Annotated in this window: 24 protein-coding genes; 14 read left to right on the top strand and 10 right to left on the bottom strand. The window is 70.0% G+C overall.

The genetic code is table 11. From position 1 onward, the window contains the following. The first annotated feature begins 139 nt into the window (after window positions 1-139). Window positions 140-2,722 (top strand): helix-turn-helix transcriptional regulator, encoded by a 2,583-nt coding sequence (locus ACV7NN_RS08480; RefSeq protein WP_463349132.1) that lies wholly within the window; start codon window positions 140-142, stop codon window positions 2,720-2,722. Between the two features lie 7 nt (window positions 2,723-2,729). Here the strand turns inward: ACV7NN_RS08480 and ACV7NN_RS08475 are convergent, their stop codons facing one another. Next, complete coding sequence (locus tag ACV7NN_RS08475) at window positions 2,730-3,206, bottom strand: iron chaperone (protein WP_463349131.1); 477 nt, start codon at window positions 3,204-3,206, stop codon at window positions 2,730-2,732. A 116-nt stretch (window positions 3,207-3,322) separates the two neighbouring features. On the opposite strand from ACV7NN_RS08475, the gene ACV7NN_RS08470 reads away from it, so the two are divergent. From ACV7NN_RS08470 to ACV7NN_RS08425, 10 genes are all read left to right on the top strand, one after another. Then, complete coding sequence (locus tag ACV7NN_RS08470) at window positions 3,323-4,027, top strand: DUF805 domain-containing protein (protein ID WP_463349130.1); 705 nt, start codon at window positions 3,323-3,325, stop codon at window positions 4,025-4,027. Between the two features lie 59 nt (window positions 4,028-4,086). Then, window positions 4,087-4,842, top strand: a complete 756-nt coding sequence (locus ACV7NN_RS08465; RefSeq protein ID WP_463349129.1) for an IclR family transcriptional regulator — start codon at window positions 4,087-4,089, stop codon at window positions 4,840-4,842. Between the two features lie 92 nt (window positions 4,843-4,934). Beyond that, window positions 4,935-6,104, top strand: a complete 1,170-nt coding sequence (locus tag ACV7NN_RS08460) for a 4-hydroxybenzoate 3-monooxygenase (RefSeq protein WP_463349128.1) — start codon at window positions 4,935-4,937, stop codon at window positions 6,102-6,104. 14 nt (window positions 6,105-6,118) lie between these two features. Further along, complete coding sequence (gene pcaH, locus ACV7NN_RS08455) at window positions 6,119-6,883, top strand: protocatechuate 3,4-dioxygenase subunit beta (RefSeq protein ID WP_463349127.1); 765 nt, start codon at window positions 6,119-6,121, stop codon at window positions 6,881-6,883. Beyond that, entirely contained in the window at window positions 6,876-7,454 is a 579-nt protein-coding gene (gene pcaG / locus ACV7NN_RS08450; RefSeq protein ID WP_463349126.1) for a protocatechuate 3,4-dioxygenase subunit alpha, read from the top strand. The genes pcaH and pcaG overlap by 8 nt, the downstream gene beginning before the upstream one ends. Next, window positions 7,447-8,586: a lyase family protein gene (locus tag ACV7NN_RS08445; protein ID WP_463349125.1), complete on the top strand. Its 1,140-nt coding sequence runs from the start codon at window positions 7,447-7,449 to the stop codon at window positions 8,584-8,586. Before pcaG ends, ACV7NN_RS08445 begins: the two co-directional genes overlap by 8 nt. Next, on the top strand, window positions 8,583-9,845 hold the full coding sequence (pcaDC, locus tag ACV7NN_RS08440; RefSeq protein WP_463349124.1) for a bifunctional 3-oxoadipate enol-lactonase/4-carboxymuconolactone decarboxylase PcaDC: 1,263 nt from the start codon (window positions 8,583-8,585) through the stop codon (window positions 9,843-9,845). Before ACV7NN_RS08445 ends, pcaDC begins: the two co-directional genes overlap by 4 nt. Then, on the top strand, window positions 9,838-10,620 hold the full coding sequence (locus tag ACV7NN_RS08435; protein ID WP_463349123.1) for a CoA transferase subunit A: 783 nt from the start codon (window positions 9,838-9,840) through the stop codon (window positions 10,618-10,620). Before pcaDC ends, ACV7NN_RS08435 begins: the two co-directional genes overlap by 8 nt. 1 nt (window position 10,621) lies before the next feature. Continuing rightward, window positions 10,622-11,272, top strand: coding sequence for a CoA transferase subunit B (locus tag ACV7NN_RS08430; RefSeq protein WP_463349122.1), 651 nt, complete (start codon window positions 10,622-10,624; stop codon window positions 11,270-11,272). Next, window positions 11,265-12,479, top strand: coding sequence for an acetyl-CoA C-acetyltransferase (locus ACV7NN_RS08425; protein ID WP_463349121.1), 1,215 nt, complete (start codon window positions 11,265-11,267; stop codon window positions 12,477-12,479). Before ACV7NN_RS08430 ends, ACV7NN_RS08425 begins: the two co-directional genes overlap by 8 nt. Window positions 12,480-12,759: 280 nt before the next feature. Here ACV7NN_RS08425 and ACV7NN_RS08420 read toward each other — a convergent pair whose 3' ends face one another. From ACV7NN_RS08420 to ACV7NN_RS08410, 3 genes are all read right to left on the bottom strand, one after another. Continuing rightward, window positions 12,760-13,731, bottom strand: coding sequence for an aldose epimerase family protein (locus tag ACV7NN_RS08420; RefSeq protein WP_463349120.1), 972 nt, complete (start codon window positions 13,729-13,731; stop codon window positions 12,760-12,762). Between the two features lie 219 nt (window positions 13,732-13,950). Beyond that, window positions 13,951-14,163 (bottom strand): hypothetical protein, encoded by a 213-nt coding sequence (locus ACV7NN_RS08415; RefSeq protein ID WP_463349119.1) that lies wholly within the window; start codon window positions 14,161-14,163, stop codon window positions 13,951-13,953. Continuing rightward, window positions 14,160-14,831, bottom strand: coding sequence for a sigma-70 family RNA polymerase sigma factor (locus tag ACV7NN_RS08410; RefSeq protein ID WP_463349118.1), 672 nt, complete (start codon window positions 14,829-14,831; stop codon window positions 14,160-14,162). The genes ACV7NN_RS08415 and ACV7NN_RS08410 overlap by 4 nt, the downstream gene beginning before the upstream one ends. Window positions 14,832-14,967: 136 nt before the next feature. Between ACV7NN_RS08410 and ACV7NN_RS08405 the strand changes: the two genes are divergently transcribed. Further along, window positions 14,968-16,107, top strand: coding sequence for a lactonase family protein (locus tag ACV7NN_RS08405; protein WP_463349117.1), 1,140 nt, complete (start codon window positions 14,968-14,970; stop codon window positions 16,105-16,107). A gap of 111 nt (window positions 16,108-16,218) precedes the next feature. Further along, window positions 16,219-17,241: an adenosine deaminase gene (locus tag ACV7NN_RS08400; protein ID WP_463349116.1), complete on the top strand. Its 1,023-nt coding sequence runs from the start codon at window positions 16,219-16,221 to the stop codon at window positions 17,239-17,241. A 15-nt stretch (window positions 17,242-17,256) separates the two neighbouring features. Here the strand turns inward: ACV7NN_RS08400 and ACV7NN_RS08395 are convergent, their stop codons facing one another. From ACV7NN_RS08395 to ACV7NN_RS08385, 3 genes are all read right to left on the bottom strand, one after another. Continuing rightward, window positions 17,257-17,745: a nucleoside deaminase gene (locus tag ACV7NN_RS08395; protein ID WP_463349115.1), complete on the bottom strand. Its 489-nt coding sequence runs from the start codon at window positions 17,743-17,745 to the stop codon at window positions 17,257-17,259. Next, on the bottom strand, window positions 17,742-19,196 hold the full coding sequence (locus ACV7NN_RS08390; RefSeq protein WP_463349114.1) for a purine-cytosine permease family protein: 1,455 nt from the start codon (window positions 19,194-19,196) through the stop codon (window positions 17,742-17,744). The genes ACV7NN_RS08395 and ACV7NN_RS08390 overlap by 4 nt, the downstream gene beginning before the upstream one ends. A 119-nt stretch (window positions 19,197-19,315) precedes the next feature. Further along, entirely contained in the window at window positions 19,316-19,600 is a 285-nt protein-coding gene (locus ACV7NN_RS08385; RefSeq protein ID WP_463349113.1) for a Fe-S cluster assembly protein HesB, read from the bottom strand. A 263-nt stretch (window positions 19,601-19,863) separates the two neighbouring features. Between ACV7NN_RS08385 and ACV7NN_RS08380 the strand changes: the two genes are divergently transcribed. After that, window positions 19,864-20,688: an aldo/keto reductase gene (locus ACV7NN_RS08380; protein ID WP_463349112.1), complete on the top strand. Its 825-nt coding sequence runs from the start codon at window positions 19,864-19,866 to the stop codon at window positions 20,686-20,688. A gap of 4 nt (window positions 20,689-20,692) precedes the next feature. On the opposite strand, the gene ACV7NN_RS08375 is transcribed toward ACV7NN_RS08380, so the two are convergent. From ACV7NN_RS08375 to ACV7NN_RS08365, 3 genes are all read right to left on the bottom strand, one after another. Continuing rightward, on the bottom strand, window positions 20,693-22,828 hold the full coding sequence (locus tag ACV7NN_RS08375; protein WP_463349111.1) for a S9 family peptidase: 2,136 nt from the start codon (window positions 22,826-22,828) through the stop codon (window positions 20,693-20,695). Window positions 22,829-22,868: 40 nt separating this feature from the next. Then, the gene (locus ACV7NN_RS08370; RefSeq protein ID WP_463349110.1) at window positions 22,869-23,513 is read right to left on the bottom strand and encodes a DUF2461 domain-containing protein; all 645 of its coding nucleotides are present in this window, start codon (window positions 23,511-23,513) and stop codon (window positions 22,869-22,871) included. A gap of 111 nt (window positions 23,514-23,624) precedes the next feature. Next, window positions 23,625-24,788, bottom strand: a complete 1,164-nt coding sequence (locus tag ACV7NN_RS08365; protein WP_463349109.1) for an ROK family protein — start codon at window positions 24,786-24,788, stop codon at window positions 23,625-23,627. Between the last annotated feature and the right edge of the window lie 30 nt (window positions 24,789-24,818).

Raw genomic sequence — 24,818 nt, 5'->3', positions numbered from 1 at the left:
CGGGTTGGAGGCGTTCCGGCCGCATTGACGAGACGTCGGGTTCTCGTCGACCCGGCCGGGGTCAGCCCGCATAGTGCGCGGCCCCGGCCCCTCATCGTCCAGACCCCGATCGTTCCAACGCGTGTACTCGGAGGCCGTGATGATTCCGGATTTCGTCCTGTACGACCTCATGGGCGCGCGAAATCAGACCGGCGGTGTGCAATCCACGGTGGATGGGGTCACGGTGTTCATGCGCGAGCGCGAGGCGAGGCGAGTCGGGACCGAGTCCATCAACGGGTCCTGTGTCGAGGTGGTCGGCGACGCATGGTCCGGCCGCACGAGTGTCCTTCAACGAGTGAGGGACATCTTCGGGGAGGCGGGTTTCGCCGTCCTGTCGGTCAGGGGCGTCGGAGAGCGCTTGGCGCTCGACGCGCTGCGCATCGGGGTGGCCCTGATGGAGGCAGAGCAGTCCAGGGTCGCGCTCGGGACCCCGCAGGCCACATCGCCCTCGGCACTCCTCTTGCGGCTTCAGGAGGCCCGACCGGCTGTGATCCTCATCGATGATGCCGACAGGCTCGACCCGGTCTCGTGGGATGTGATCGAGGCCGTGTGGAAGGCGCTGCGGATTCCGATCGTGGCGGCGACCACGATGACCACGCCGGTGTCGGAGCGCGCATTGCTCAGGTTCGCGCATCCAGTCGTCCGTGTCGAACTGCTGCCGTTCTCGGTCGACGGCGTGCATGACATGCTCGAGGGCCTCGTGGACGGTCCTGTCTCGCCTGTGCTCTCCAGTCGCATCCACACCAAATCCGCGGGGTGCCCCGGGCTCGCCGTCGCCATCGCCGAGGCGGCGCTTGCCAGCGGCCGGATCCGGAACGAGGGCGGGATCTGGTCCGACGCCGAGGACCTCTGGATCGATGAGCTCACCGTCGTGTACGAATCCCTCCTCTCCCGTCAGCCGGCCGAGACGCTCGACGCGCTGAACTCGCTGGCGCTGCTCGGTGTGACCGACATCGTCACAGCGAGGAACGTGCTCGGCGAGGAGGTGCTCTCGGGTCTCGATGCGGCGTCCCTGATCCGGACGCTCACGGCGGACGGGCAGACCCTCATCGCGCTCAACCCGCCCGGGCTCGGCGACTACTTCCTGAGGCGCCCGCGCGCGCCTCGAGCGCTGCAGCTCTCGGGCCGGGCCGAGAATGCTGCAGCGACAGTTGTCGACCTGCCCCTTCTCGGCCGAGTCTTCGGGGACGCCTATCGGTCCCAGCTCGCCACGGCCATCGCCGACTGGAACGCCGAGCGTACGGTCGCGACGGCCAATCGCGTCCTCAACCTCCAGCTCTCCGGTGCCCGCGATCGTGCGATCGTCGACCGGGTGCTGGACAACACTGTCCTTGCCGGGTCGCGGCCGCGCGATGAGCTCACCTTCCGCTATCTGCGGTCCCGCTGGGAGCTCACCTCCGGCGTCATCCCGTCGGTCATCGCGGCGGGCGTGCTGGCGGATGTCCACGACGGGTTCGAGTTCTCGCCGTCACTCGAAGCGCTCACGATCGCGCTCCGGTTCGAGACCGAGCGGATCAGCGACGCCGACCTGGTGCGGCTGCGCGACCTCGCAGAGCTGCACGGAACCAATGGGGATATAGCCACCATCGTCCTCGCTTACGGGCTGGCGCTCCGCGGGGAAGGAGAGGAGGCGCTCAGCGCGCTCAGCCGGGTGCCGAGTGACCCATCGTGTCTGCTGCTGGGGCAGTACGACGTCGTGTACGGTCTCGCACTCTACAGCTCCGGACGGCTGGAGGAGGCCGCAGCCTGGGCGACCGACCGCATCCAGCGATGCATCGTCGCGGCCGATCGGCTGCCCCTCGTCGCGCACACGTACGTAGCAGTCCTGGCGCACGCTGCTCTCGGACGCTTCGACGAAGCCGTCGCCGCCTCCCAGACCGTCATCGCGGCCCGCGTCGACGGCGGTGCGCTTCTCTTCCCGGCCGATCACGCCCTGCTCCACCTCCTCGCGTTCGTCGCGATCAGAACGGACCGGCTCCGCGCCACGGTCGGCCTGCGCGAACGGGCGGGCCAGTTGGAGGGCAGGAGTGAAGCCCTCCCGTTCGGCACGATCGACTTCGTCGACGCAGCGGAAGTCTCAGCTTCGGAGAACGCGAAGACCGCTGCCCTCCTGTACCGGCGCGCGGCGGCCAAGCTGACGGCCAGGAACTACCGTCTCGCCGCCGCCACCCTCACGATGCTGTCGCTCGTCGCCCAGTACGACCCCGAGCAGGCGGCGGAGTTCCGCCAGCAGGCGGAGGCCATCGGCGGCGCCATGTACACCGCCTACTTCGATGCCCGCGACGCCCAGCTCCGCAGCGACCCGGATGCACTTGTCACCGCCGCGCGGACCCTGCACCGGCACGGCGCCCACGACGAGGCGGCCCGGTTCCTCACCGGCGCCGTCAAGCTCTACCATTCCAGCAGGCAGGAGGCGCAGGCAGTCGAGGCGCGGGAACTCGTCCACCGGATCCTCGCTGAAACGCCGGACCAGCTGACGACGCCGGCCGAGCGCATCGGTCTCACGACGCGCGAATCCGAGGTCATCTCCCTCATTGCGCAAGGCCTGAGCAACGTCGTGATCTCCGAGTACCTGAACGTCAGCGTCCGCACGGTCGAGGCGCACCTCCGGAACATCCGGAAGAAGACGGGGACCATCGCCCGCGATGACCTCGCCCGCCTCGCGAACATCCAGACGCGCTGACCTGGGTTCAGCCCGCGGCGCGCTTCACGAGTTCGCCGATGCGCCCCTCCACGTCCGCATCCAGTGTCGTGATCGCGAAAGAGGTCGCCCACATCGAGCCGTCGTCCAGCCTCGCCGCGTCGTTGAAACCCAGCGTCGCGTACCGGGTCTTGAACTTCTTCGCCGGCTGGAGAAAGCAGATGACCTTGCCGTCCTTCGCGTAGGCGGGCATCCCATACCAGAGGCGAGGCGCGAGCCCAGGGGCGCTCAGCATGATGACGGTGTGGATGCGTTCGGCCATCGCGCGATCCGAATCCTCCAGCTCGGCGATCTTCTCCTGCACATCGGCTTCGCCGTCGGCGTCGTCCGCTTTCGCGCCGCGCCGCCGGGCCGTCCTGACTTCCGCGGCGCGCTCCTTCATCGCCGCGCGTTCCTCGTCGGTGAAGACCTGTCCCGTCTCGGCGGCGGCGGTGTCGTCGTCGGCCGCCTCGTGTGTACCGGTCATCGGATCGTCTCCTTCGTCGCAGTCGGTGCCATGCGAACCCCATCCTAGGAAGCTCAGCGCGGCCTGACCAGAACTGGGGATGGGCTGCATCCCGCCGCCCCTGACACACTCGGAAAATGGATGAAGCCACCCCCGTCCCCCCGACCTCGACGCCGGCGCCGGGCTGGTACCCGGATCCGCTGGACGGCCGGCAGCTCCGCTGGTGGACGGGGCAGGGATGGTCGGAGCACACCCAGCAGCATCCGGCGGCCGTGCCCGCCGCGGCCCCCGCTCCCGCTCCTGCTCCCGCCTACGCGGCTCCCACGTATGCCGCTCCCACCAACGCGGCTCCCGGCTACGCGGTCCCGGCGTATCCGTCGTCCGCGTCCGAGTCATACACGCCGATGGCGTACGCGGCGCCCCGCTCCTCCTCGTTCGGGTACGCGCCGATCGACCCGGACTCGGAGCCGCTTCCCGGCGCATCCATCGCCCAGGCGTTCATCCGGTTCTGGACCAAGTACGCGCGCTTCACGGGTCGCGCGAGCCGCAGCGAGTACTGGTGGTGGCAGCTGGTCTTCGCCCTCTTCTACCTCGCAGCGGTCGTCCTGACGAGCGTCCTCGAACCCAGGTCGCCCGCGAGCACTCTGGTGGCTCTCGTCTTCCTCGCGGCGGCGCTGGCGATCATCGTCCCCTCGTGGGCGCTCACGGTGCGCCGGCTCCACGACGGGAACCTGAGCGCGTGGAACGTTCTGTGGACGTTCCTCCCCTTTGCCGGAGGGATCGTGCTCCTTGTGCTCATGTGCCGTCCCTCGGACCCGGCCGGCGCCCGCTTCGACGCCTAGCGCTCCCGGGCGCTCGCGAAAGGTGCGCGAGAAGGCCGGCCCGACCCTAGGCTGGCCGCATGGCCGGTGGTGCGAGCGATGAGCGCAGCGTCGCGGAGCGTGTCTTCGCCATCGCGGATGCGTTCGAGCGCGGCGGCGAACTGACCCTCAGCGAGGTCGCCCGCCGCGCCGGCCTGCCGCCGTCGACCACGCATCGTCTCCTGGCCGAGTGGGTCGCCTGGGGCGGACTCGTGCGGGGCGATGACGGCCGCTACCGGGTCGGGATGAAGCTCTGGCGGCTCGGCGTCCGCCAGCCCACCGCCCGCCGGCTCCGGGATGTCGCCCGCCCCTACCTCGACGACCTCCTCGAGGCGACCGGCGAGCACGTACACCTCGCCGTGCGCGACGGCCTCGGCGTCGTCTACCTGGAGCGGCTCTCCGGGCCCGGTTCCGTGCCGGTCATCAGCGACGTCGGTTCGCGCCTGCCCCTGCACGCGACCGCCGTCGGCCTCGCGCTCCTCGCCTACGCGCCTCCGGAGGTGCTGGCCGACATCCTCGCCGGCGCCCCGCGCAAGTACCTGCCCAACACGCTCACCGGTGAGGCCGAGCTGCGGTCGCGTCTCGCGGGCATCCGCGCCACCGGGCTCTCGACGTCGGTCGAGGAGCTCACGCGCGGCGCCTTCTCGGTCGCGGCGCCGGTGCGCGATGCGTCAGGCGAGGTCGTCGCGGCCGTCTCGATCATCGCGCACGTCGAGCGGGCGGCCGAGCCGCAGTTCCCCCTCGGTGTCCGGATGGCCGCCCGAGGCATGTCGGGAGCGCTCGGCGCCCGCCGCTGAATTCCTTTCCACTCAGTGGAAATACATGCCCGCCCTCGACACCGATCGACGACGATGGACGAACCTTCCCATCGACGCGAAAGGCGGGAGCCGTGCGAACGCAGGTCGCCATCATCGGAGCCGGGCCCGCCGGTCTCCTCCTCGGCCACATCCTCCGTCGCGCCGGCATCGGCTTCGTGATCCTCGAGCAGAAGTCGCGCGAGTACGTGCTGGGCCGCATCCGCGCCGGCGTCCTCGAGCAGGGATCCGTCGACATCCTCCGTGAGCTCGACCTCGACGCCGACCTGCGGGAGCGCGGGCTCACCCACCACGGCATCTACCTGCAGTACGAGGGCCAGCGCCATCACGTCGACTTCCTCGACCTGGTGGGCCGCACCGTCACCATCTACGGACAGCAGGCGCTGGTCCATCACCTGCTGGAGGAGCACGACCGGTTCGGCTCCGACGTGCGTTTCGACGTGGATGACGTCTGCCCGCACGCGATCGACTCCGACTCCCCGTACATCACGGCCCTCCACGCCGGCGAGGAGCTGCGCATCGACGCGGACTTCATCGTGGGCGCCGACGGCTATCACGGTGTCTGCCGCCCGGCCATCCCGGGCGTCACCGCGTTCGAGCGCGGGTATCCATATGCCTGGCTCGGCATACTCGCGGACGTCCCTCCGTCGACCGACGACCTCATCTACGCCCTGCACCCCGACGGTTTCGCCATGCACTCGATGCGGTCGCTCCAGGTCTCGCGTCTCTACCTGCAGGTCGACCACGACGAATCGATCGACGCGTGGTCGGATGCGCGCATCTGGGATGCGCTCCAGCAACGTCTCGGAGTCCCCGGCTGGACGCTCCATGAGGGCACGATCACCGAGAAGTCGATCACCCCGATGCGCAGCTTCGTGGCGTCCACCCTCGGGCACGGGCGGCTCTTCCTCGCCGGGGATGCGGGCCACATCGTCCCGCCCACCGGGGCGAAAGGACTCAACTCTGCGATCGCGGACGTGGCGCTGCTGGGTCGCGCGCTGATCGCGCAGCGGGCCGGCGACGAGTCGCCGCTGCGCGCCTACAGCGGGTCGGCCCTCGCCCGGCAGTGGAAGGTGCAGCAGTTCTCGCAGTGGATGACCGAACTCCTCCACGTCGACCGCGGCCTGGAGCCCTCCGAGGCGGCCTTCCGCTATCGCACCCAGGTCGGCCGGCTCGAGTACACCACCGCGTCGCGGCACGCGGCGGCGGCGCTCGCCGAACAGTATGCAGGACTCCCCTTCTGAGGATGAGCGAGGCGATGACAGAACCCACCCAGGCCGAGATCAGCGGCGAGATCGCGGCGGTCCACGCTGCGGCGGCCGCAGCAGGGCCGCTCCCCGCGCAGGCGCTGCGCGACTTCGCGCCGTACCGGAGTTCCGTGCTGCGCCATCCCACCCACGCACTCGTGCGTGCCGACCCCGAAGAGATCGAACTGGTCTCGCCGGCTTTCGGCCACTCGGATGTCGAAGCCCTCGAGAACGACCTCACCATCCAGCACAGCGGCGAACCGCTCGGCGAACGCATCGTCGTCACCGGCCGCGTGCTCGACGGGGAGGGCCATCCGGTCCGGGGCCAGCTCATCGAGATCTGGCAGGCGAACGCAGGCGGGCGGTACGTGCACAAGCGGGACCAGCATCCGGCCCCGCTCGACCCCAATTTCAGCGGTGTCGGGCGCGCGATCACCGATGACGACGGCTCCTACCGGTTCATCACGATCAAGCCGGGGCCGTACCCGTGGCGCAACCACCGCAACGCGTGGCGGCCGGCGCACATCCACTTCTCCCTGTTCGGAACCCAGTTCACGCAGCGCCTGATCACGCAGATGTACTTTCCGGGTGATCCGCTCTTCGCTCTCGACCCGATCTACCAGTCGATCGTCGACCCGGCGGCCCGGGAACGCCTGATCGCGGACTACGATCACGACCTGAGCGTGCCCGAGTGGGCGCTCGGCTACCGCTGGGACATCGTGCTCACCGGCAGCCGAGCGACCTGGATGGAACCGGAGGAAGGCGACCATGCCTGAGAGCAGGGCGTTCGAGCAGACGCCGTCGCAGACGATCGGTCCCTTCTACGGGTTCGCCCTGCCGTACGACGGCGGGGAGCAGGTCGCGGCACCGTGGCGCCCCGATGCCATCCGCCTGCACGGAGTCGTCTACGACGGGGCCGGCGAGCCGGTTCCGGATGCGCTACTCGAGGTGTGGGGAGCGGACAGCGACGGCGTCCCGATCACCCGGGTGGGCAGCATCAACCGTGATGGCTACACGGTCACCGGGTTCGGCCGGGCGCCCACGAACCGCGCGGGCGAATACACGTTCACGACGGTCAAGCCCGGCCCGACCCGCGACGGGGCCGCTCCGTACCTTCTCGTGACCGTGTTCGCCCGCGGGCTCCTGCACCACCTCTTCACTCGCGCCTATTTCGGTGACGAACCCGAACGCAACGCGGCCGACCCCTTCCTCGCGGGGATCGACGCGGAGCGGCGCGGCACCCTCGTCGCCGTTCCCGACGCCGAGCGCAGCTACCGGTTCGACATCCGGCTCCAGGGCGACGGCGAGACCGTGTTCCTCGACTTCCGCGGAGACGGCCGTGGCTGACGCCTACGACTGGGGCCTGCTCGAACCGGCCGCTGGGTCCGCGGCCGCCTCCGGCGACGACGCGATCCTCGAAGCGCTCGTCGCCGTCGAACGGGCGCTCGTCCTCGCGTGGGCCGAGCTCGACGGCGGCGACGGCGAGGCCGTGGCCTCCGCGCTCGACGCATCGACTCTGGACCGGGATGCGCTGCTCGCCGGCGCGCGCAGGGACGGGATGCCCGTCGTGGCGCTCGTGGAACAGCTCAGGGCGCAGGCCGGCGAAAGCGCGGGGCGCGTGCACCGCGGCGCCACCAGCCAGGACATCATCGACAGCGCGCTCATGGTCGTCTCGCGCGAGGTTTTCGCGGGAGCGCGCGCCGACCTCGCCGAGGCGGGCAACGCTCTCGGGATCCTGGCCCAGCGCGAGCGCGCGACCCCCGTCATCGCCCGCACCCTCAGCCAGCCGGCCGAACCGAGCACCGTCGGCGCCGCGGTGGCGGACTGGCTCGACGCCGTCTCGTCGGCGCTCGCGGTTCTCGACGCCACCCAGTTCCCGGTGCAGCTCGGCGGGGCCGTCGGCACCGGCGAAGCGTTCGCCCGGCTCTCGGGCCGACCGGACGCGCCCGCCGTGCTCCGCGCATCCCTCGCCTCCCACCTCGGGCTCTCCGACCCCGCACGCGCCTGGCACACCGACCGTGCGCCGGTGCTCGCCGTCGCAGCCGCCGCGGCGCAGGTCTGCGCGACGGCAGGTCGAATCGGGCGGGCCCTCGGGCTCGGGGCGCGCGACGGAACCCTGTCGCCCGACGAAGGCGGCTCATCCTCAGCGATGCCGCACAAGCGCAACCCGGTCGACGCTGTGATCCTCACCGCGAACGGCCTCCGCGCGGGCGGGCTGGTCGCGACCCTGCACGCGGCGGCGCTCAGCGCGGACGCGCGGCCGACGGGCGAGTGGCACGCCGAGTGGCAGGCATGGCGCGGGCTGCTCCGGCTCGCGGCCGAGAGCGCGGCCGTTCTTTCCCATGCCGTCGACCACCTCGTGGTCTCCTTTCCGGCCGAGGATGCGCCGCCCACCGCGGTCGCGGCAGCCGGTGCGGTCGTGGAAGCCTCCCTCGCCCGGTTCGCCGCCCTTGCCCACGAAACGGAGAAGCCCCAGTGACCGTTCCCATCCTCCGCGGGTTCCTCTCGCCGGCGGCGCCGACGGCGACGGCCAGCCCGTTGCTCGTCCTGCTCCCGTCGCTCGGCACCACGACGGACATCTGGGACGGCCTCGTCGCCCGGCTCTCCGCCCGACCGGATGCCCCGCGCATCCTCCGCATCGACATCCCCGGGCACGGCGCATCGCCGGCCGCCCGCGAGCCGTTCGCCGTGGCCGACCTTGCCACCGCCGTGCTCGGGCTGGTCGACGAGGTCGGTGGGGGCGCGTTCCATGTCGCCGGCGATTCGCTGGGCGGAGCCGTCGCCCTCGAACTCGCGATCGCAGCGCCGGAGCGCGTGCTCGGCCTCGGGATGTTCTGTTCCGGCTCGCGGATCGGCACGGCGGAATCGTGGGCGCAACGGGCAGCCCAGGTGCGCGCATCCGGCACCGCCTCCGTGGTCGCGGGCAGCGCCGAGCGCTGGTTCGCGCCCGGGTACCTGGATGCGCATCCCGACGGTCCCGGTCCGCGAGCGCTCGCGACACTGATGGACGTCGACGACGAGTCGTACGCACGGTGCTGCGAGGCCCTCGGCGCTTTCGACCGCACGGGCTCGCTCGCCGACGTGCGGATCCCCGCCCTGATCGTCGCGGGCGGACACGACCCGGTCTGCACTCCCGAGGCCATGCACGAGCTGGCCGCGTCGCTCCCGGATGCGCGCTTCGTCGAACTGCCAGGCGCATCCCACCTCGTCCCCCTCGAAGACCCGGATGCGACCGCAGAACTGATCGCCGCCCACCTCACGACGCCGGGGACCTTCGAGCGCGGGATGGTCGTGCGTCGTGCGGTGCTCGGCGACGCGCACGTGGACCGTGCGACCGCCGCCATCACCGCCGAGACCGCCGACTTCCAGGACTTCATCACCCGCTACGCGTGGGCGGAGGTCTGGGCGCGGCCGCAGCTCACCCGTGCGCAGCGGTCCATCGCGACGCTCGCGAGCCTGGTGACGGGCGGCCACGAGAACGAACTGCGGATGCACATGCGCGCAGCGCTCCGGAACGGGCTCACCCGCGCGGAGATCGCGGAGGTCATCCACCACACCGCGCTCTATGCGGGGCTCCCGGCAGCGAATGCAGCGCTCGCGGTGATGCGCGAGGTGTTCGCAGAGCCGGATGCCGCGGGCCCCGCTCCCGACGCCGAAATCGATGCCGAAACCGAGACCGACGCCGAGACCGACGCCGAGACCGACGCCGCACCCGACCACGAGGAGAACGATGGATAAGACGTACGCGAGCGCCGACGAAGCTGTCGCGGACATCCCTTCCGGCTCCTCGCTCGCCGTCGGCGGGTTCGGACTGTCCGGTGTCCCCATCGTGCTGATCCGCGCGCTGCTCGCCCGTGGCGTCGACGGGCTCGAGGTCGTCAGCAACAACTGCGGCGTCGACGGCTGGGGGCTCGGCGAACTGCTGGCCGCTGGGCGCATCCGCCGCGTGATCGCGAGCTACATCGGCGAGAACAAGGAGTTCGCGCGCCAGTACCTCGGCGGCGAGGTCGAGGTCGAACTCACGCCCCAGGGCACGCTGGCCGAGCGGTTGCGTGCCGGGGGAGTCGGCATTCCGGCGTTCTACACCGCGACCGGCGCAGGGACCGCGGTCTCCGACGGCGGGATGCCGATCCGGTACGCCGCCGACGGCTCGGTCGCCGAGCAGAGCGGACCGAAGGAGCTGCGCCCGTTCGACGTCTTCGGGCCCACCAGGGAGTATGTGCTCGAGACCGCGATCAGCACCGACTTCGGACTGGTGCGGGCGGCCGTCGGCGACCGGCACGGCAACCTGCGCTTCGAGAAGTCGACACGCAACTTCAATCCGCTCGCGGGGATGGCCGGGCGCATCACCATCGCGGAGGTCGACCGGCTCGTGGAGCCCGGCGAGCTCGGCCCCGACGACATCCATCTGCCCGGCATCTACGTCGACCGGATCGTCGAACTGACGGCCGACGAGGCGAACGACCTGCCCATCGAGAAGGTCACGACCCGCCCGCGACCGGAGGAGAACTGACATGCCGCGCACCCGCGACGAGATGGCCGCCCGCGCAGCCCGTGAACTGACCGACGGCGACTACGTGAACCTCGGCATCGGCCTGCCGACGCTCATCCCGAACCACCTCCCCGGCGGCGTGCACGTCGTGCTGCATTCGGAGAACGGCATCCTCGGCGTCGGTCCGTACCCGTGGGAGGGGGAGGAGGATCCGAAGCTCATCAATGCGGGCAAGGAGACGGTGACGGTGCTGCCCGGAGCGAGCTACTTCGACTCTGCGGCGAGCTTCGGGATGATCCGCGGCGGCCGGATCGCGACGGCGGTGCTCGGCGCGATGCAGGTCTCCGCGGCGGGCGACATCGCCAACTGGGCGGTCCCCGGAAAGATGGTGAAGGGGATGGGCGGCGCGATGGACCTGGTGAACGGGGCCGAGCGCGTGATCGTCGTCATGGAGCACGTCGCCAAGGACGGCTCGGCCAAGCTCGTGCAGCAGTGCACGCTTCCGCTCACCGGCCGCGCCTGCGTCGACCGGATCATCACCGACCTGGCCGTGATCGACGTGACCGACGACGGTCTCATGCTCCGCGAACTCGCCCCCGGCGTCACCGTGGACGAGGTCGTCGCTGCGACCGGAGCGCCGCTGACGGTAGCACTGGAGGAAGGGGATGCCTGAGCTGCGCGATGTCGTGATCTGCTCCCCGTTGCGCACGCCGGTCGGCCGGATGGGCGGGGTGCTCGCCCCGTTGACCGCGCTGGAGCTCGCCGAGACCGTCCTTCGGGCGCTCGTGGAGCGCAGCGGGCTGGATCCTGCGGCGGTGGATGGCGTGATCGGCTCCCAGGGCTACCCCACGATGGAAGCCCCGGCCTTCGGTCGCGTCGCGGCACTCAACGCCGGGTTCCCGGTGACGACCACCGGCTACCAGCTGGATCGGCGCTGCGGCTCGGGCCTACAGGCCGTCGTCAACGCGGCGATGGAGGTCCAGACAGGGGTGAGCGACGTGGTGGTGGCTCTGGGCACCGAATCGATGTCGAACGCGCCGCTGTACACCGAGCAGGGCCGCCGCGGGCTGCCCGCGGGCGGCCTGCTGCTCCACGATGCCCTGGCCCGCGGTCGCGAAACCGTCGGCGGACGCGACTACCCGACGCCGGAGGGCAACGTGGGGACGGCGGAGACGCTGCGGCGCGAGTACGGCATCACCCGCGAAGCGCAGGACGCCCTCTCGCTCCGCTCCCACCGGCGGGCCGTCGCCGCCCAGGAGTCCGGCGCATTCGACGCCGAACTGGTGCCGGTAGAGGTGCGGGGCAGGCGCGGGTCCGTCGTCGTGGACCATGACGAGCATCCGCGGGCCGACACCTCCCTCGAAGCGCTCGCCGCATTGCGACCCGTCCTCCGGGGCGTCGACCCCCAGGCCACCGTGACGGCAGGCAACTCGAGCGGCCAGAACGACGCGGCCGCGGCCTGTATCGTGACGACCCCGGAACGCGCTGCGGCGCTCGGCCTCACGCCGTCGCTTCGGCTGCGATCGTGGGCGGTCTCCGGGGTCGACCCGCGCATCTTCGGTGTCGCTCCCGTGCCTGCGGCGAATCGCGCGCTCGAACGGGCCGGCCTCGGCTGGTCGGACATCGACGTGCTCGAACTGAACGAGGCGTTCGCCGTCCAGGTGCTCGCCTGCCTCGCCGATTGGGGGATCGATGCGGAGGACCCCCGCCTCAACCCGCGCGGCAGCGGCATCTCGATCGGGCATCCGATCGGAGCGACCGGACTGCGGATGCTCGCCACGCTCGCGCACGAACTCCCGGCCCTCGACGCGACACTGGCCGTCGAGACCATGTGCATCGGCGGCGGCCAAGCGCTCGCCGCGGTCTTCGAGCGAGTCTGAGCGGGCCCTGCCCCCACGGCCACGATTGTCGGCCGCCGCACACCTTCCGTTCCACCGCACAGGGTGCACCGTGTGCGCCGGGACGCAACGTGTGCGGCGGTCGCGCATCCTCGCGCACCGCACACATTCCGTTCCACCGCACGTGTCGCAGCGTGCGGCGCCCGCGCATCCTCGCGCACCGGTCGCCGCACGTGTTCCGTCCCACCGCACGTGTTGCAACGCGTGCGCCGGGACGCAACGCGTGCGGTGAGCGCGAAGACCTGCAGCGACGCCCGCGCGCCTAGCGGGCCGGGGTCGCGACGTCGCGCGAGACCGTCAGGCTCGTCCTGATCGTGGTCGACTGCTCCGGAGCGAGCGCGAGCACACTGCGCCGATCCGCGCCCGAGGTCTGGGTGCTCGCAGGCTCGATCGCCAACACACGGGCTCGCCGGTACCACGGGTAGTCCGGGCTGTAGTTGAGCTCCTCCCAGAACCAGGCGTATGGGAGCTGTTCGGCATCCCACTCCACCTCCACGGCCAGACCGGTGCGCAGGTTCGTGATGCGGTACCAAGGACGCTCGAAGTCGGAGAGCCAGCCGAAGACCAGGTGCGAGCTGCCCGGCGCTGGAACGACCGACAGGTCGAGCGGCTCGCCGTCGACGGTGGTGGCGTCCGGCCAGGCGAATGCGGCTCCCGCCGCCAGCGGACCGGTCGTCTCGGGGTCGGCCGTGAACCGGCGTGCTCCGGTCTCGACACGGCATTCGTCGGCGAGCAGGTCGGCGCCGAACGCCGGATGCTGCACATAGTCGAACTCGAGCGCCTGGGTGCTCAGGTTGACCAGCCGGTCCTGCACCTGCAGCGTGCTGCCCTGCAACCGCACTTCGCGTTCGATCCGCACCGGCACCGACAGCAATTCCAGGCGCAGGTCGGCGCGGTCGTCGCTCACGTCGACGACGGTCCACGCCGACACGGCGACCTCGCCGTGGAAGCCGACTGCGGCGCCGTGGATCGTCCGCGCCGCGCCGGCGTTCGGCGTCAGCGTCTGCCAGCCTCCGCGGTAGCCGGCCAGGAAGTTCGCGAACGAATCGGTGCTCACGAGGGGCGCTCCGGCCAGCACGTGTTCGGCACGGACGCGCGTCGGGGTGGACCACATCACTTCGGATCCGGTGCCGCCCTCCACCACGGAGAGCACGTCCGCACCGCGAACGGGGTCGAGCGTGACCGTGAGCTGGGGGCTCGTGAGGGTGACGAGGTGGACGGGATGTGCCGTCATCTGCATCCCACGTCGGAGCGGACGCCGATGACCGCCCCCGGCTTCCCGCAGTCCTCTACTGATACTGACACCGACGCCCCTCTGCGATCGTTACCACTCCATCCTTGAATACAACAGTAGTGTCCCTGGGCCCCGGCGGCCCGCCCAAGGATGCGAAAATACCTCCGCCCGCGCCAGAGTCCACTTTCCGCACCTTTCGGCGGGGCCGATCGGCGGCAATCACGCGGACAGCGCAGCAAGCAGCCCTTCGAAGTCGTCGCGGCAGCCCTCGCACCCGGCCAGGTGCGTCGCGATCCCCGGGTAGCGCTTCGCCGCATCGAGCCCGGCGAGGATGAGCTCGACATACACGTGCATCAGCGACATCGTCTTGTCGCAGCCCGCGTCGTCGGCGCCGGTGCGCAGGAATGCCGTCAGGCCGGAGCGCGCGCTCATCGTTTCTCCCTCCCGTCGGCATCCAGGTATCCGTTAGTGACAAGGTAGCCCCGCAACTTTCGTCGCGCGTCGAACAGCGTCTTGTAGAGGGCGCCGCGGGTGGACTTCATCTTGAGCGCCAGCGCGTCGATCGGGATGCCGTCGACCACGACCCCGAGGAAGACCTGCCGCTGGCGGCGCGTCAGTTGCGATTCCACGCCGGCGCGCACCGCGGCGAGGAGTTCCGCATCCTGCGTCGCGTCTTCGGGCGAGATCCCGAGCCGGTCGGGGAGCCGCTCCCAGTCCGGGGCCTCCAGCGGCACCGTCGGATGCTGCCAGAAATGCCGCCCGACCTTGGTCGACACCTCGAACATCGCGAACTTGCACGCCCAGGTGGTGAAGCGGCTCTCACCGCGGAACTCGTGGAGTCTCCGGAGGACCGCGATGACAGCATCCCCGGCGGCCTGGTGCGCGAGGTCGTCGAGTTCCGGCCCGCTGACCCGGATGGCGGCTGCCCGGCGCTGCACCTCACCTCGCGACACCCGCAGCAGGAGTTCGTAGAGACGTTCGGTCGCCTCGCGCTGCACGGCTCCGCCCGCGGTGAGCGCGCGCCGCCACTCGGCGGTCTCCGCCTCGGCTTCGGGGGAGGGGCGCCACAGCGGCTGCGGATTCGCGCGGGCGGCGTCCATGTCCCGATGCTACGGCGTCGGGCGCCGGCCCGAACCTGAGATTTGGCTGAGTGCGCGGATGTCCGGGCGTAAGCATCCGCGACCGCTCGCCACTAACGCGGGGAAGCACCACCCATCGAAGGACCGAAGGAGAATCATGAGAACCGCAGTTCGTCTTGCTCTTGCCGGTGTCGCGGCCGTGGCCGCCACCGCACTCTTCGCCACCCCGGCGCTCGCCTCGCCCGCACCGGCGACGGCCGCGTTCGTCCATCCCGCGTCGGCGGTGTTCGTGCAGACCGACGGCCTCTCCGGCAACGCCGTCGTCGCCTACGATCGTGCTCCCGACGGCTCCCTTCACCAGGCGGGCACCTACCCGACCGGCGGCCTCGGCGGCCAGCTCGTAGGTTCCGTCGTCGACCACCTCGCCTCGCAGGGCTCGCTCGTCTATGACCGCGGCCTGCTCTACGCCGTGAACGCGGGCAGCAACTCCGTGACCGTCTTCCTGGTGCACGGTGACCGGCTGATCCGGCTCGAGACGATCGGCTCCGGCGGAGCGTTCCCGGTCAGCATCGCAACGCACGGAGCGCTGGTCTACGTGCTGAACGCACGCAACGGCGGCGCCGTGCAGGGCTTCGTCCGGATCGGCGACGTCATCGTGCGCATTCCCTCCTGGAACCGCGGGCTCGGACTGGATGCGACCCAGACCCCCGAGTTCACCAGCACGCCAGGCCAGGTCGCGTTCACGCCTGACGGCTCGAAGCTCGTCGTCACCACGAAGGGCAACGGCAGCGCGATCGACGTCTTCGGCGTCAACCGTCTCGGCGCGCTCTCGCCGCTGCCGGTGAAGAACGCGGAACCGGGCACCGTTCCGTTCGCGGTGACATTCGACGCGGGCGGACACCTGGTGGTCGCCGAAGCGGGCACGAACGCTGTCGCGACCTTCAGCATCCACGCCGACGGTACCCTCACGCCCGTCGCCGTGGCCGCAACGGGCCAGGCGGCGACCTGCTGGATCGCAGGGTCCGGAGCATCCTTCTTCGCATCCAACGCGGGAAGCGGGAGCGTCTCCGGCTACCGTGATGCGGGTTCGGGAGCCCTGGTGGCCCTCGGCAACACGGCGACCGACGCAGGGACGGTGGACGCCGCGGTCTCAGCGGACGGCCACTTCCTGTATGTCCAGGCGGGCAAGGCGGGCATCGTCGACGCCTTCCGGATCGGCACGGGAGGCAGCCTGACCGCGGTCGGCTCGGTCGTCGTGCCCGGTGCCGTCGGCAGCGAGGGCATCGCGGCCCTCTGACCTGCACCATCGAGAGGTGCGAAAAGTGGCTTTCGGCCCCGGCGCCAGAGTCCACTTTTCGCACCTTTCGGCGTCCCGCGCGGGCCGCGGGCGCCGTGGGAGGATCGTCCCATGACTGCGCCGGACCTCTTCACGCTGCCGAAAGCCGAGCTGCACCTGCACATCGAGGGCACGCTCGAACCGGATCTCGCGTTCGAGCTCGCCGACCGCAACCGCATCCGGCTGCCGTTCGCGTCGGTCGAGGATCTCGCGGCGCACTACGACTTCTCGAACCTGCAGTCCTTCCTCGACCTGTACTACGCCACGATGACCGTGCTCCGTACCGCAGACGACTTCACCGAGCTGACCCGCCGCTACCTGCAGCGCGCGGTCGCCCAGGGCGTGCGGCACGCCGAGATCTTCTTCGACCCGCAGGCCCATACCGCACGAGGCGTGCCGTTCGAAGCGGTCGTCGACGGTATCGGCGCCGCGCTCGACGAGGCGCGACGCGATCATGATCTGTCCGGCGGTCTCATCCTCTGTTTCCTCCGCGACAAGCCGGTCCGCGACGCCGAGCGCATCCTCACCTGGGCGCTCGAGCGTTCCGATTCCCTGCTCGGTGTCGGGCTGGACTCGGCCGAAGCGGGCTATCCGCCGTCGCTCTTCACCGACGTCTTCGCCCGTGCGCGCGCTGCCGGGCTCCACGCGGTGGCGCACGCCGGCGAGGAGGGTCCCGCCTCATACATCAGCGAGGCGCTCGACCTGTTGCAGGCGGAGCGGATCGACCATGGCATCCGCGCTGTCGACGAGCCGGCGCTCGTGGGCCGGCTCGCCCATGAGGAGATCGCGCTCACCGTGTGCCCGCTGTCGAACGTTCGGCTCCGCGCGGTGCCCGACCTGGCAGCGCATCCGCTTCGCGCCCTCCTGGAGGCCGGCGTGCGCGTCACGGTCAACTCCGACGATCCTGCGTACTTCGGAGGCTACGTCGGCGACAACTTCGTGGCGGTGAGGGATGCGCTCGATCTCAGCACCCTGGACATGGTGCGGCTTGCGCAGAACTCGGTCGAGTCGGCGTTCGCCCCGCTCGACCGCAAGGTCGCTCTGCTGCACGAGATCGACGGATGGGCGCAGCGGGCCGGCGTTCCGCTCACCTGACCTGCCACGCGGGGCTCAGTCCTCGCCGATGTCCTCGTTCCAGAGCGCGGGGTGAGCCTCGATGAAGGCGCCCATCATCGCGATCAGCGCAGGGTCGTTGACGACGGTCACCTCCACGCCGTTCTCGGCCAGCCAGTCCTGGCCGCCGAGAAAGCTGCGGTCGTCGCCGACGATGACTCGGCCGATGCCGAACTGGCGCACCAGTCCGGAGCAGTACCAGCACGGCGAAAGCGTCGTCACCATGACGGTGTCGCGGTAGCTGCGCTGCCGCCCGGCGTTGCGGAAAGCGTTGGTCTCGGCGTGCATGGAGGCGTCGCCGTCCTGCACCCGGCGGTTGTGCCCGCGGCCGAGGAGCCTGCCGTCGGAGGTGAAGAGCGCCGCCCCGATGGGGATGCCGCCCTCGTCCGCGCCGAGTCGCGCCTCTTCCGCGGCGATCGACAGCTTCTCCGCATCCGTCGGATACAGCATCTCGGATGGGATGAAGCGCCCGCCTGCGTCGGTCATGCCACGTCGTCCGCCGCGTCGATTCCGACCACGACGGCCGGGGCGCCGGTGAAGGGTGCGCCCAGCCGGACCTTGAAGGCCCGGAAGAGCACCCAATAGAGCGCACCGGCCAGCAGGAATCCGACGAGCGGCGTGAGGTCGCCGATCTGCGGGGCCGCCTGGACGACCAGGCCCTTGAAGAAGACCTGGTTGGAGAACAGCAGGATCGAGATGAAACCGGCCACGACCAGCGCGATGGCACCGGCAGGGTTCCGGTATCGTGCCTGGTCGGGCACGAGGCTGGCGATCTCGGTGCCTCGCCGCAGCAGGCGGTCGGTGAGCACGATGCCCAGCCACGGAGCGATCCAGTAGGCGATCACGAGCAGGAAGTTCTCATACTTGCTGCCCGCATCCGCCAGCGCGCTCCACGCGATGAAGAAGCCGAGCACCCCGAAGCCGAGGGCGACGATCGCGCGCCGCAACCTGAAGGGGATCTTGATCCCCGCCGCGAGGAACGACATCGCGCCGGAGTAGATGTTCAGCGCGTTGGCCGCGATGGCGCCGATCGCGATCGCGAGAAGCGTCAGGTCGCGGATGACGACCGGCATGGTCGCCGTGAACGAGGTCGTCGGGTCGTCGGGGTTGAACCCCGCGATCGTGGCGGCCGCGGCGCCGGCGGCCATCAGGACGATGCAGCTGACGAAGTTGCCGAGACCGGCGGCCCAGCCGATCGCTTTCGCGCTGGCGTTCGCCGGGAGGTACCGGCTGTAGTCCGACGCGTACGGGTTCCAGCCGGCCGCGTAGCCGAACGCGGCGGCGGCGGTGAGCGTGAACCCGGCAAAGCTGAAGCCACCGCCCTTGACGGGAGCGCCGAGGTTCGCGTGCATGAAGATCGTGATCGTCGCAACCAGGAAGATCGCGCCGAGCACGTAGCTCGCGTAGCGCTCGAACAGCTGCACGAGGTCGTGGCCGATGAACGCGACGGCGACCTCGATCACCACGACGATGAGGAGGGCGAGAACCGTCGACATGCCGGTGAGAGTGGCGAGCGCGAAAGCGCCGCTCACCGAGTTGACGGCGAACCACCCGAGGCCGGCCATCACGGTGTTCAGGGCGCTGGGCAGGATGTTCCCTCGGCTGCCGAAGGCGGTGCGCCCGATGACCATCTGGGCGAGCCCTTCGCGCGGCCCCCACGTGGACAGGATGCCCTGCGTGACTGCGCCGAGGGCCGTGCCGAACGCGAGTGCGAGCATGGCCTGCCAGAAACCGAGGCCGAAGAATGCGATCGCGATGACCCCGACGAAGATGGTGGCGAACTCGAGGTTCGGGGCCGTCCAGGTCGCCAGAAGCTGCCACGGCGACCCGTGGCGCCGATCGAGGGGGATCGCCTCGATACCACCGGATTCGATGGTTGCGGCGCTGCTGCGGGGTGCGGTGGCGGGTGCGACGTCCGTCGCTGGGGCGTTGGTCATGTCGGCACTATATGTTCTCCGGGGCCCCGGCTCATAGCCGCATCCCTGATTTCACAAGACGTTTACAAAAGCGGGCGGATGCGGGGGGTGCGCACGCTCTGCGCACCCCCCGCCGTCCGTCACTCGGCGAGGCCGATGGCGAAGCTGACAGCGCCGCGATCGTCGAGCGTCGCGTCGAGGATCTTGTCGTCCAGCGCAACAGCGGCGCCGGGCTCCAGGAAGACGCGCGCGCCTTCGCTCTCGACGACCAGGTCCATCGGTTCGGGAGCGTCGGCGACACCGACCGAGAAGGCCGTGTGCTCCTCGTTGGTGCTGCTGATGCGCAGCCCGGTGTCCTCGCTGCCCGGAACCTGGTCGGTCAGGGTCTTGACGATGGTGCTCGCGTTCTCAGTCAGGGTGAGCATGCTCTTCCTTCCGGTTGGCGTTCAGAAGTCAGCCACGATTCCCCACCTCCGGCCGCGCCTCAACCCTGTTCGCCCGATTGCCAGCGAGTTCACACTTGCGCGCTGGAGCTGGAAGCGCCGCACTGCGGCGCCGCGACGCCAGCGCCGAGCGAGCTGCGCTCGCGAGGGTCGGCGCTGGAGCTGGAAGCGCCGCACTGCGGCGCCGCGACGCCAGCGCCGAGCGAGCTGCGCTCGCGAGGGAATGGAGCTGGAAGAATGAGTCCATGGCCGATGTTCCTGAGGTGGTGCTCAACGACGGGAACACCATCCCCCAGCTGGGTTTCGGCGTGTACAAGATCGGCGACGAGCAGACGGCGGATGCGGTCGAATTCGCCCTCGAGACCGGCTACCGGCACATCGACACCGCCGCCTTCTATGAGAACGAACGCGGTGTCGGCGACGGCGTCCGGCGCAGCGGGCTCGCCCGCGCGGACGTCTACGTCACGACGAAGGTGTGGTGGACCGAGAACGGCTACGACAGCACCCTGCGCTCGTTCGACGCCAGCCTCGAACGGCTCGGCTTCGACTACGTCGACCTCTTCCTGATCCACTGGCCTGCGCCGGCCCAGGACCGCTACGTCGACACGTGGCGTGCGCTCGAGCGGGTGCACGCCGACGGGCGCGCGCGGTCCATCGGGGTCGCCAACTTCCACATCCATCACCTCGACCGGCTCGCGCGCGAGACGGCGACGACGCCCGCGCTCAACCAGGTGGAACTGCACCCGTGGCTGCAGCAGCGGGATGTGCGTGCCTACGACGCCGCGCGCGGCATCGCGACCGAGGCGTGGTCTCCGCTCGCCCGGGGGCGCATCCTCGACAACGAGCCCCTCGCCCGCATCGCGCGCAAGCACGGCGTGACGTCGGCGCAGGTCGTCATCCGCTGGCACCTACAGCTGGGCGACGTGGTGATCCCGAAGTCGCAGACCCCTGCGCGCATCCGCGAGAACTTCGACGTGTTCGGCTTCGCCCTCGACGGTGACGACCTCGCGGTCATCGCCACACTCGACTCCGGCTACCGCACCGGCAAGGACCCCGACGACCTGGGCTGAGGTGCTATTCGGCGGTCGGATGCGCGCCCAGCGCATCCACCACCCACGCGTATGAGAACGCCCGCTCCCGCCACGCGTTGTACCGCCCGGAAACCCCGCCGTGGCCGGCCGCCATCTCCGTCTTGAGCAGCGCATCCGCCCCCACCTCGCGCAGCTTTGCGACCCATTTGGCCGGCTCGACGAAGTAGACGCGGGTGTCGTTGAGGCTGGTGACGACGAGGATGCGCGGATAGTGCGTCTCGTGCACGTTCTCGAGCGGCGAGTACGACTTCATGTAGCGGTACACCTCCGGGTCGTGCAGCGGATCGCCCCACTCGTCCCATTCGGTGACGGTCAGCGGGAGCGACGGGTCGAGGATCGTCGTCAGCGGGTCGACGAACGGCACCTCGGCGAGAATGCCGGCGAAGTACTTGGGCGCGAGGTTCGCGACGGCACCCATCAGGAGTCCGCCCGCGCTTCCGCCCTGGGCGACGAGGCGGTCGGGAGCGGTGATGCCGGTGTCGATCAGGTGGCGAGCCGCTTCCACGAAATCGGTGAACGTGTTGCGCTTGTGCATCAGCTTGCCATGCTCGTACCAGGTGCGGCCCAGCTCGCCGCCGCCGCGGACGTGCGCGATGGCGAAGATGATGCCGCGGTCGAGCAGGCTGAGCCGCGCGATGCCGAAGGTGGGGTCCATGCTCGCCTCATACGACCCGTAGCCGTACAGCAGCAGCGGCGCCGGCTCGTCGGTGCTGACGAGGTCGCGCCGGTAGACGAGGGAGATCGGGATGCGCGTGCCGTCGGCCGCCGTCGCCCATTCGCGGCGCTGCACGAAGAGGTCGGGATCGAACTCGCCGAGCACCGGCTGCTGTTTGCGCATCCGCAGCTCGCCGGTGGCTACGACGTAGTCGTAGACGGTCCAGGGCGTGACGAAGCTGCCGTAGCCGAGCCGCAGGGTCGGCTGGCTCCACTCCGGGTTGCCTCCGGCGCCGACGGTGAACAGTTCCTCGTCGAAGGTCAGTTCGTGAAGGCGGTCGTCGCGGGGGCCGCCTTCACTCGGAACGGAGGCCACGGCCACCCGAGTCATCCCGTCGCGCCGGTACTCGACGGCGACGAAGTCGCGGAACGCATCCACCCCTTCGATGCGCACCTGCGCGCTGTGGGGGATGAGGACGCGGCGCTGGCCCTGCGGGTCGTGCGCGGGAACGCTGACGAGCTCGAAGTTGACGGCGCCCTCGTTGTGCACGATGAGGAGCCGGTCGACGCCGGCGACGACCGCGTGCTCGACGTCGTATTCGACGCCCTCGGTGCGGGGCCACACCACGCGGAATTCGCCGGTCGGGTCGTCGGCCGCGAGAAGCCACGATTCGCTGGTGATGTTCGAACCGGCCTCGATGACGAGGAACGCGCGACTGCGGGTGAGTCCGACGCCCACCGAGTACTTCTCGTCGGGCTCATGGAAGACCTGCACGTCCGGTTCCTGGTCGGGCCCGACGCCGACCGTGTGGCGCCAGACCGTGTCCGAGCGCCAGGCGTCGTCGACCGTCGTGTAGAAGACGTAGTGCCCGCTCGGGTCGAACAGGGCGCCTCCCGCAGTGCCCTCGATGAGGTCGGGGAAGATCTCGCCGCCCCCGGTGAGCGAACGGATGCGCAGCGTGTAGCGCTCGTCGCCCTCGGTGTCGACTCCGAACAGCAGGCGTGTGCCGTCGGCGCTGATGTCGAAGCTGCCCAGGGAGTAGAACTCGTGACCTTCGGCTTCGACGTTGTCGTCGAGCAGCACCTGCTCCCCGGGGAGGCCGGTCGCCGCGGTCGCCTCATCGATCACCGGCGGCTCCCAGTCGTCCGGGCCGGCCACGGGCACCCGACAGTGGATGCCGTACTGGCTGCCCTCGACAGTGCGCGTGTAGTACCACCAGGCGCCCTCGCGGGTGGGAACGCTCAGGTCGGTCTCGAGAGTGCGCCCCTTGATCTCCTCGAAGATCTGCTCCCGCAGCGACGAGAGATGCTCGGTGCGCGCGTTGGTGTAGGCGTTCTCCTCGTGCAGGTGGGCGAGAACGGCCGGGTCTTCTTTGTCGCGCAGCCACTCGTAGTCGTCGACGTACACATCTCCGTGATGGACGCGCACGGTCGGCTTCTTGGCGGCGACGGGAGGAGTCAGCATGGGTCTCAGGCTAGCGGGCGCTCGTGCCGTCGGGGTCGGCTCAGCGGCTCCGTTGCTGGGTCGTCGGCCCGACGTTCTCGTCGAGCCAGTCGGTGAGTGGGCGGCTGTCGCGGAAGAACCCGACGATGCGGTCGGCGGCGCCGGGCGTGTTCAGCCAGGGCTCCGGCTCCCACTCGCGCCAGGCCGAGATGTCCTTGTTGCGCAGCAACGCGACCCTTGGGTGGTCCTTCGCATAGCCGCGCGGAGCCGACGCAAGGGACTCGTGCACGATGATCCGGATGTCGAGGGACTCGACGTCGGCGATGGCCTTCTCGAGCTCTTCGCCGCGCTCCTGGTCGTCGACGGCCGCGCGATACCGGGCCAGCTGGTCGGGTGCCATGGTGTGCGATCCCGCCCCGACGCCGAGCCCGGAGCCGGACAGGTGCACGTAACCCCGGCCGCCGAGGAGTGCCCCGATGGCCGTCTTGTACGGCGACTTGTCAGCGCTGAAGCGCACGTCCCGGTACGGCCGGAAGATCTTGCCCTCGCCGAATTCGGGCGCGAGTTCTTCGACGAGCGCCTGCATCGGGGCGAGCACGTCGCGGTCGTAGACGTCCCGGTGCGCCGTCCAGTACGCCTTCGAGTTGTCCGCCTCGAGACCCCGGAAGAAGTCGAGCGCCGCGTCGGGCCAGCCTTCGAATCCCATGTGTGCGACATTACTCCGGGAGCGGTGGCGTCCGCGGGGTGGGTCGGCCGCCAGGGTGCGCAGCTCGTTCGTCGAACGGGTGGCCGGCACGGATGCGGCCAGGGGGACGCCTCAATCCGCGAGAGCGCCGGGGTGGGTGCCGAGAACGTACGTTTGGATTGCGATCACGGCCCCTCCCCGACACCATTCCGTGTTGTCGCCCGGTGTCGTGACGAGATCGAGCGTTCGAGCCCGCGGGTCCCGATCGATTGCGATCCCTTCGTCGATCGCGGAGCGGGCGACTTCGACCAGGCGCACACCCTCGCCTCCGAGGACGATGCGCTGGGCGAGTGTGAGGTTGGCCACGGCGGCCAGCAGCCGACCGAGGCCACGGCCGGCGTCTTCGACGACCCTGCGGGCGGCGGGTTCCCCGGCTGCGGCGAGATCGAGCGCTTCGTCGTAGGACACGTCCCGCCCGAGTGCGGCGCCGACTTCATGGATGATGGCCGCCTGCGTGAGTACGCTCCGTGCGCATCCCCGGTGACCTGCGGGACAGAGCGGCCCGAACGGGTCGAGAGGCCAATGCCCGACCAGGCCGATCCCGGAGTCGTCGTCCGCGACGATTTCATCGTGGATGACCAGCCCGTATCCGATTCCGGCCCCCAGGGTGATCACTGCGAACCTGTCGAGACCACGTCCGAAGCCGAACCAATGTTCAGCCTCCGTGAACGCAACGACGTCGTTCTCGATGATTGTGGGAATTCCGGTCCTGGCCTCGACCATCTGGACGAGCGGGATGTCCTCCCACTCGAGGAACGCGGCGCTTGCGACGACGGAATTGTCGGCGATACGCCCACCGAGGCCGATTCCGATGGCGGTCACGTTCGGCACGGTTCGGGCGAGTTGCATCGCGACGTCGGCGATCGTGTCCGCCACGCTGTCGGGTTCCCGCGATGCGAGTCGGGTGGAGACGGAGGACAGCACATTCGCCCTGAGATCGGTCGCGACCGCCAGGAGTTCGTCGGCGGTCAGCTTCATCCCGATGAAGTGGTGGGACGCGGCGACGACGTCGAGTGGTCGCGATGGCCGCCCCGCGCGGCCGTCAGCCAGCTCGTCCTTTTCGACGAGGAGACCGCTTTCGATCAGTGGAGTGCTCAGCCGGGTGAGGGAACCCGGCGACAGGTCGAGTTTGCGTGCAATATCGCTTCGTGAGATCGGACCGTTGATCAGAACCTCGAGCGCGACAGAGCGCGATGCACCCGAATCGGGTGTCCACGGTGGGTTTGCGATTCGCACGGCTGGGCTCTTCCTCGTCGACGGTCATGA

The organism is Leifsonia sp. Ger2509, from assembly GCF_055231915.1.
The sequence above is the reverse complement of the archived record's forward strand: the minus strand, read 5'-3'. Positions and strand labels throughout refer to the sequence as shown.

Bases quoted from the DNA above. Each gene is read 5' to 3' on its own strand.
- ACV7NN_RS08390 (WP_463349114.1), bottom strand. From the start codon at position 19,196: ATGACCAACGCCCCAGCGACGGACGTCGCACCCGCCACCGCACCCCGC.
- ACV7NN_RS08435 (WP_463349123.1), top strand. From the start codon at position 9,838: ATGGATAAGACGTACGCGAGCGCCGACGAAGCTGTCGCGGACATCCCT.
- ACV7NN_RS08385 (WP_463349113.1), bottom strand. From the start codon at position 19,600: ATGCTCACCCTGACTGAGAACGCGAGCACCATCGTCAAGACCCTGACC.
- ACV7NN_RS08470 (WP_463349130.1), top strand. From the start codon at position 3,323: ATGGATGAAGCCACCCCCGTCCCCCCGACCTCGACGCCGGCGCCGGGC.
- ACV7NN_RS08465 (WP_463349129.1), top strand. From the start codon at position 4,087: ATGGCCGGTGGTGCGAGCGATGAGCGCAGCGTCGCGGAGCGTGTCTTC.
- ACV7NN_RS08480 (WP_463349132.1), top strand. From the start codon at position 140: ATGATTCCGGATTTCGTCCTGTACGACCTCATGGGCGCGCGAAATCAG.
- pcaG (WP_463349126.1), top strand. From the start codon at position 6,876: ATGCCTGAGAGCAGGGCGTTCGAGCAGACGCCGTCGCAGACGATCGGT.
- ACV7NN_RS08425 (WP_463349121.1), top strand. From the start codon at position 11,265: ATGCCTGAGCTGCGCGATGTCGTGATCTGCTCCCCGTTGCGCACGCCG.
- ACV7NN_RS08380 (WP_463349112.1), top strand. From the start codon at position 19,864: ATGGCCGATGTTCCTGAGGTGGTGCTCAACGACGGGAACACCATCCCC.
- ACV7NN_RS08405 (WP_463349117.1), top strand. From the start codon at position 14,968: ATGAGAACCGCAGTTCGTCTTGCTCTTGCCGGTGTCGCGGCCGTGGCC.
- ACV7NN_RS08415 (WP_463349119.1), bottom strand. From the start codon at position 14,163: ATGAGCGCGCGCTCCGGCCTGACGGCATTCCTGCGCACCGGCGCCGAC.
- ACV7NN_RS08475 (WP_463349131.1), bottom strand. From the start codon at position 3,206: ATGACCGGTACACACGAGGCGGCCGACGACGACACCGCCGCCGCCGAG.
- ACV7NN_RS08410 (WP_463349118.1), bottom strand. From the start codon at position 14,831: ATGGACGCCGCCCGCGCGAATCCGCAGCCGCTGTGGCGCCCCTCCCCC.
- ACV7NN_RS08400 (WP_463349116.1), top strand. From the start codon at position 16,219: ATGACTGCGCCGGACCTCTTCACGCTGCCGAAAGCCGAGCTGCACCTG.
- ACV7NN_RS08430 (WP_463349122.1), top strand. From the start codon at position 10,622: ATGCCGCGCACCCGCGACGAGATGGCCGCCCGCGCAGCCCGTGAACTG.
- ACV7NN_RS08370 (WP_463349110.1), bottom strand. From the start codon at position 23,513: ATGGGATTCGAAGGCTGGCCCGACGCGGCGCTCGACTTCTTCCGGGGT.
- ACV7NN_RS08420 (WP_463349120.1), bottom strand. From the start codon at position 13,731: ATGACGGCACATCCCGTCCACCTCGTCACCCTCACGAGCCCCCAGCTC.
- pcaH (WP_463349127.1), top strand. From the start codon at position 6,119: ATGACAGAACCCACCCAGGCCGAGATCAGCGGCGAGATCGCGGCGGTC.
- ACV7NN_RS08375 (WP_463349111.1), bottom strand. From the start codon at position 22,828: ATGCTGACTCCTCCCGTCGCCGCCAAGAAGCCGACCGTGCGCGTCCAT.
- ACV7NN_RS08395 (WP_463349115.1), bottom strand. From the start codon at position 17,745: ATGACCGACGCAGGCGGGCGCTTCATCCCATCCGAGATGCTGTATCCG.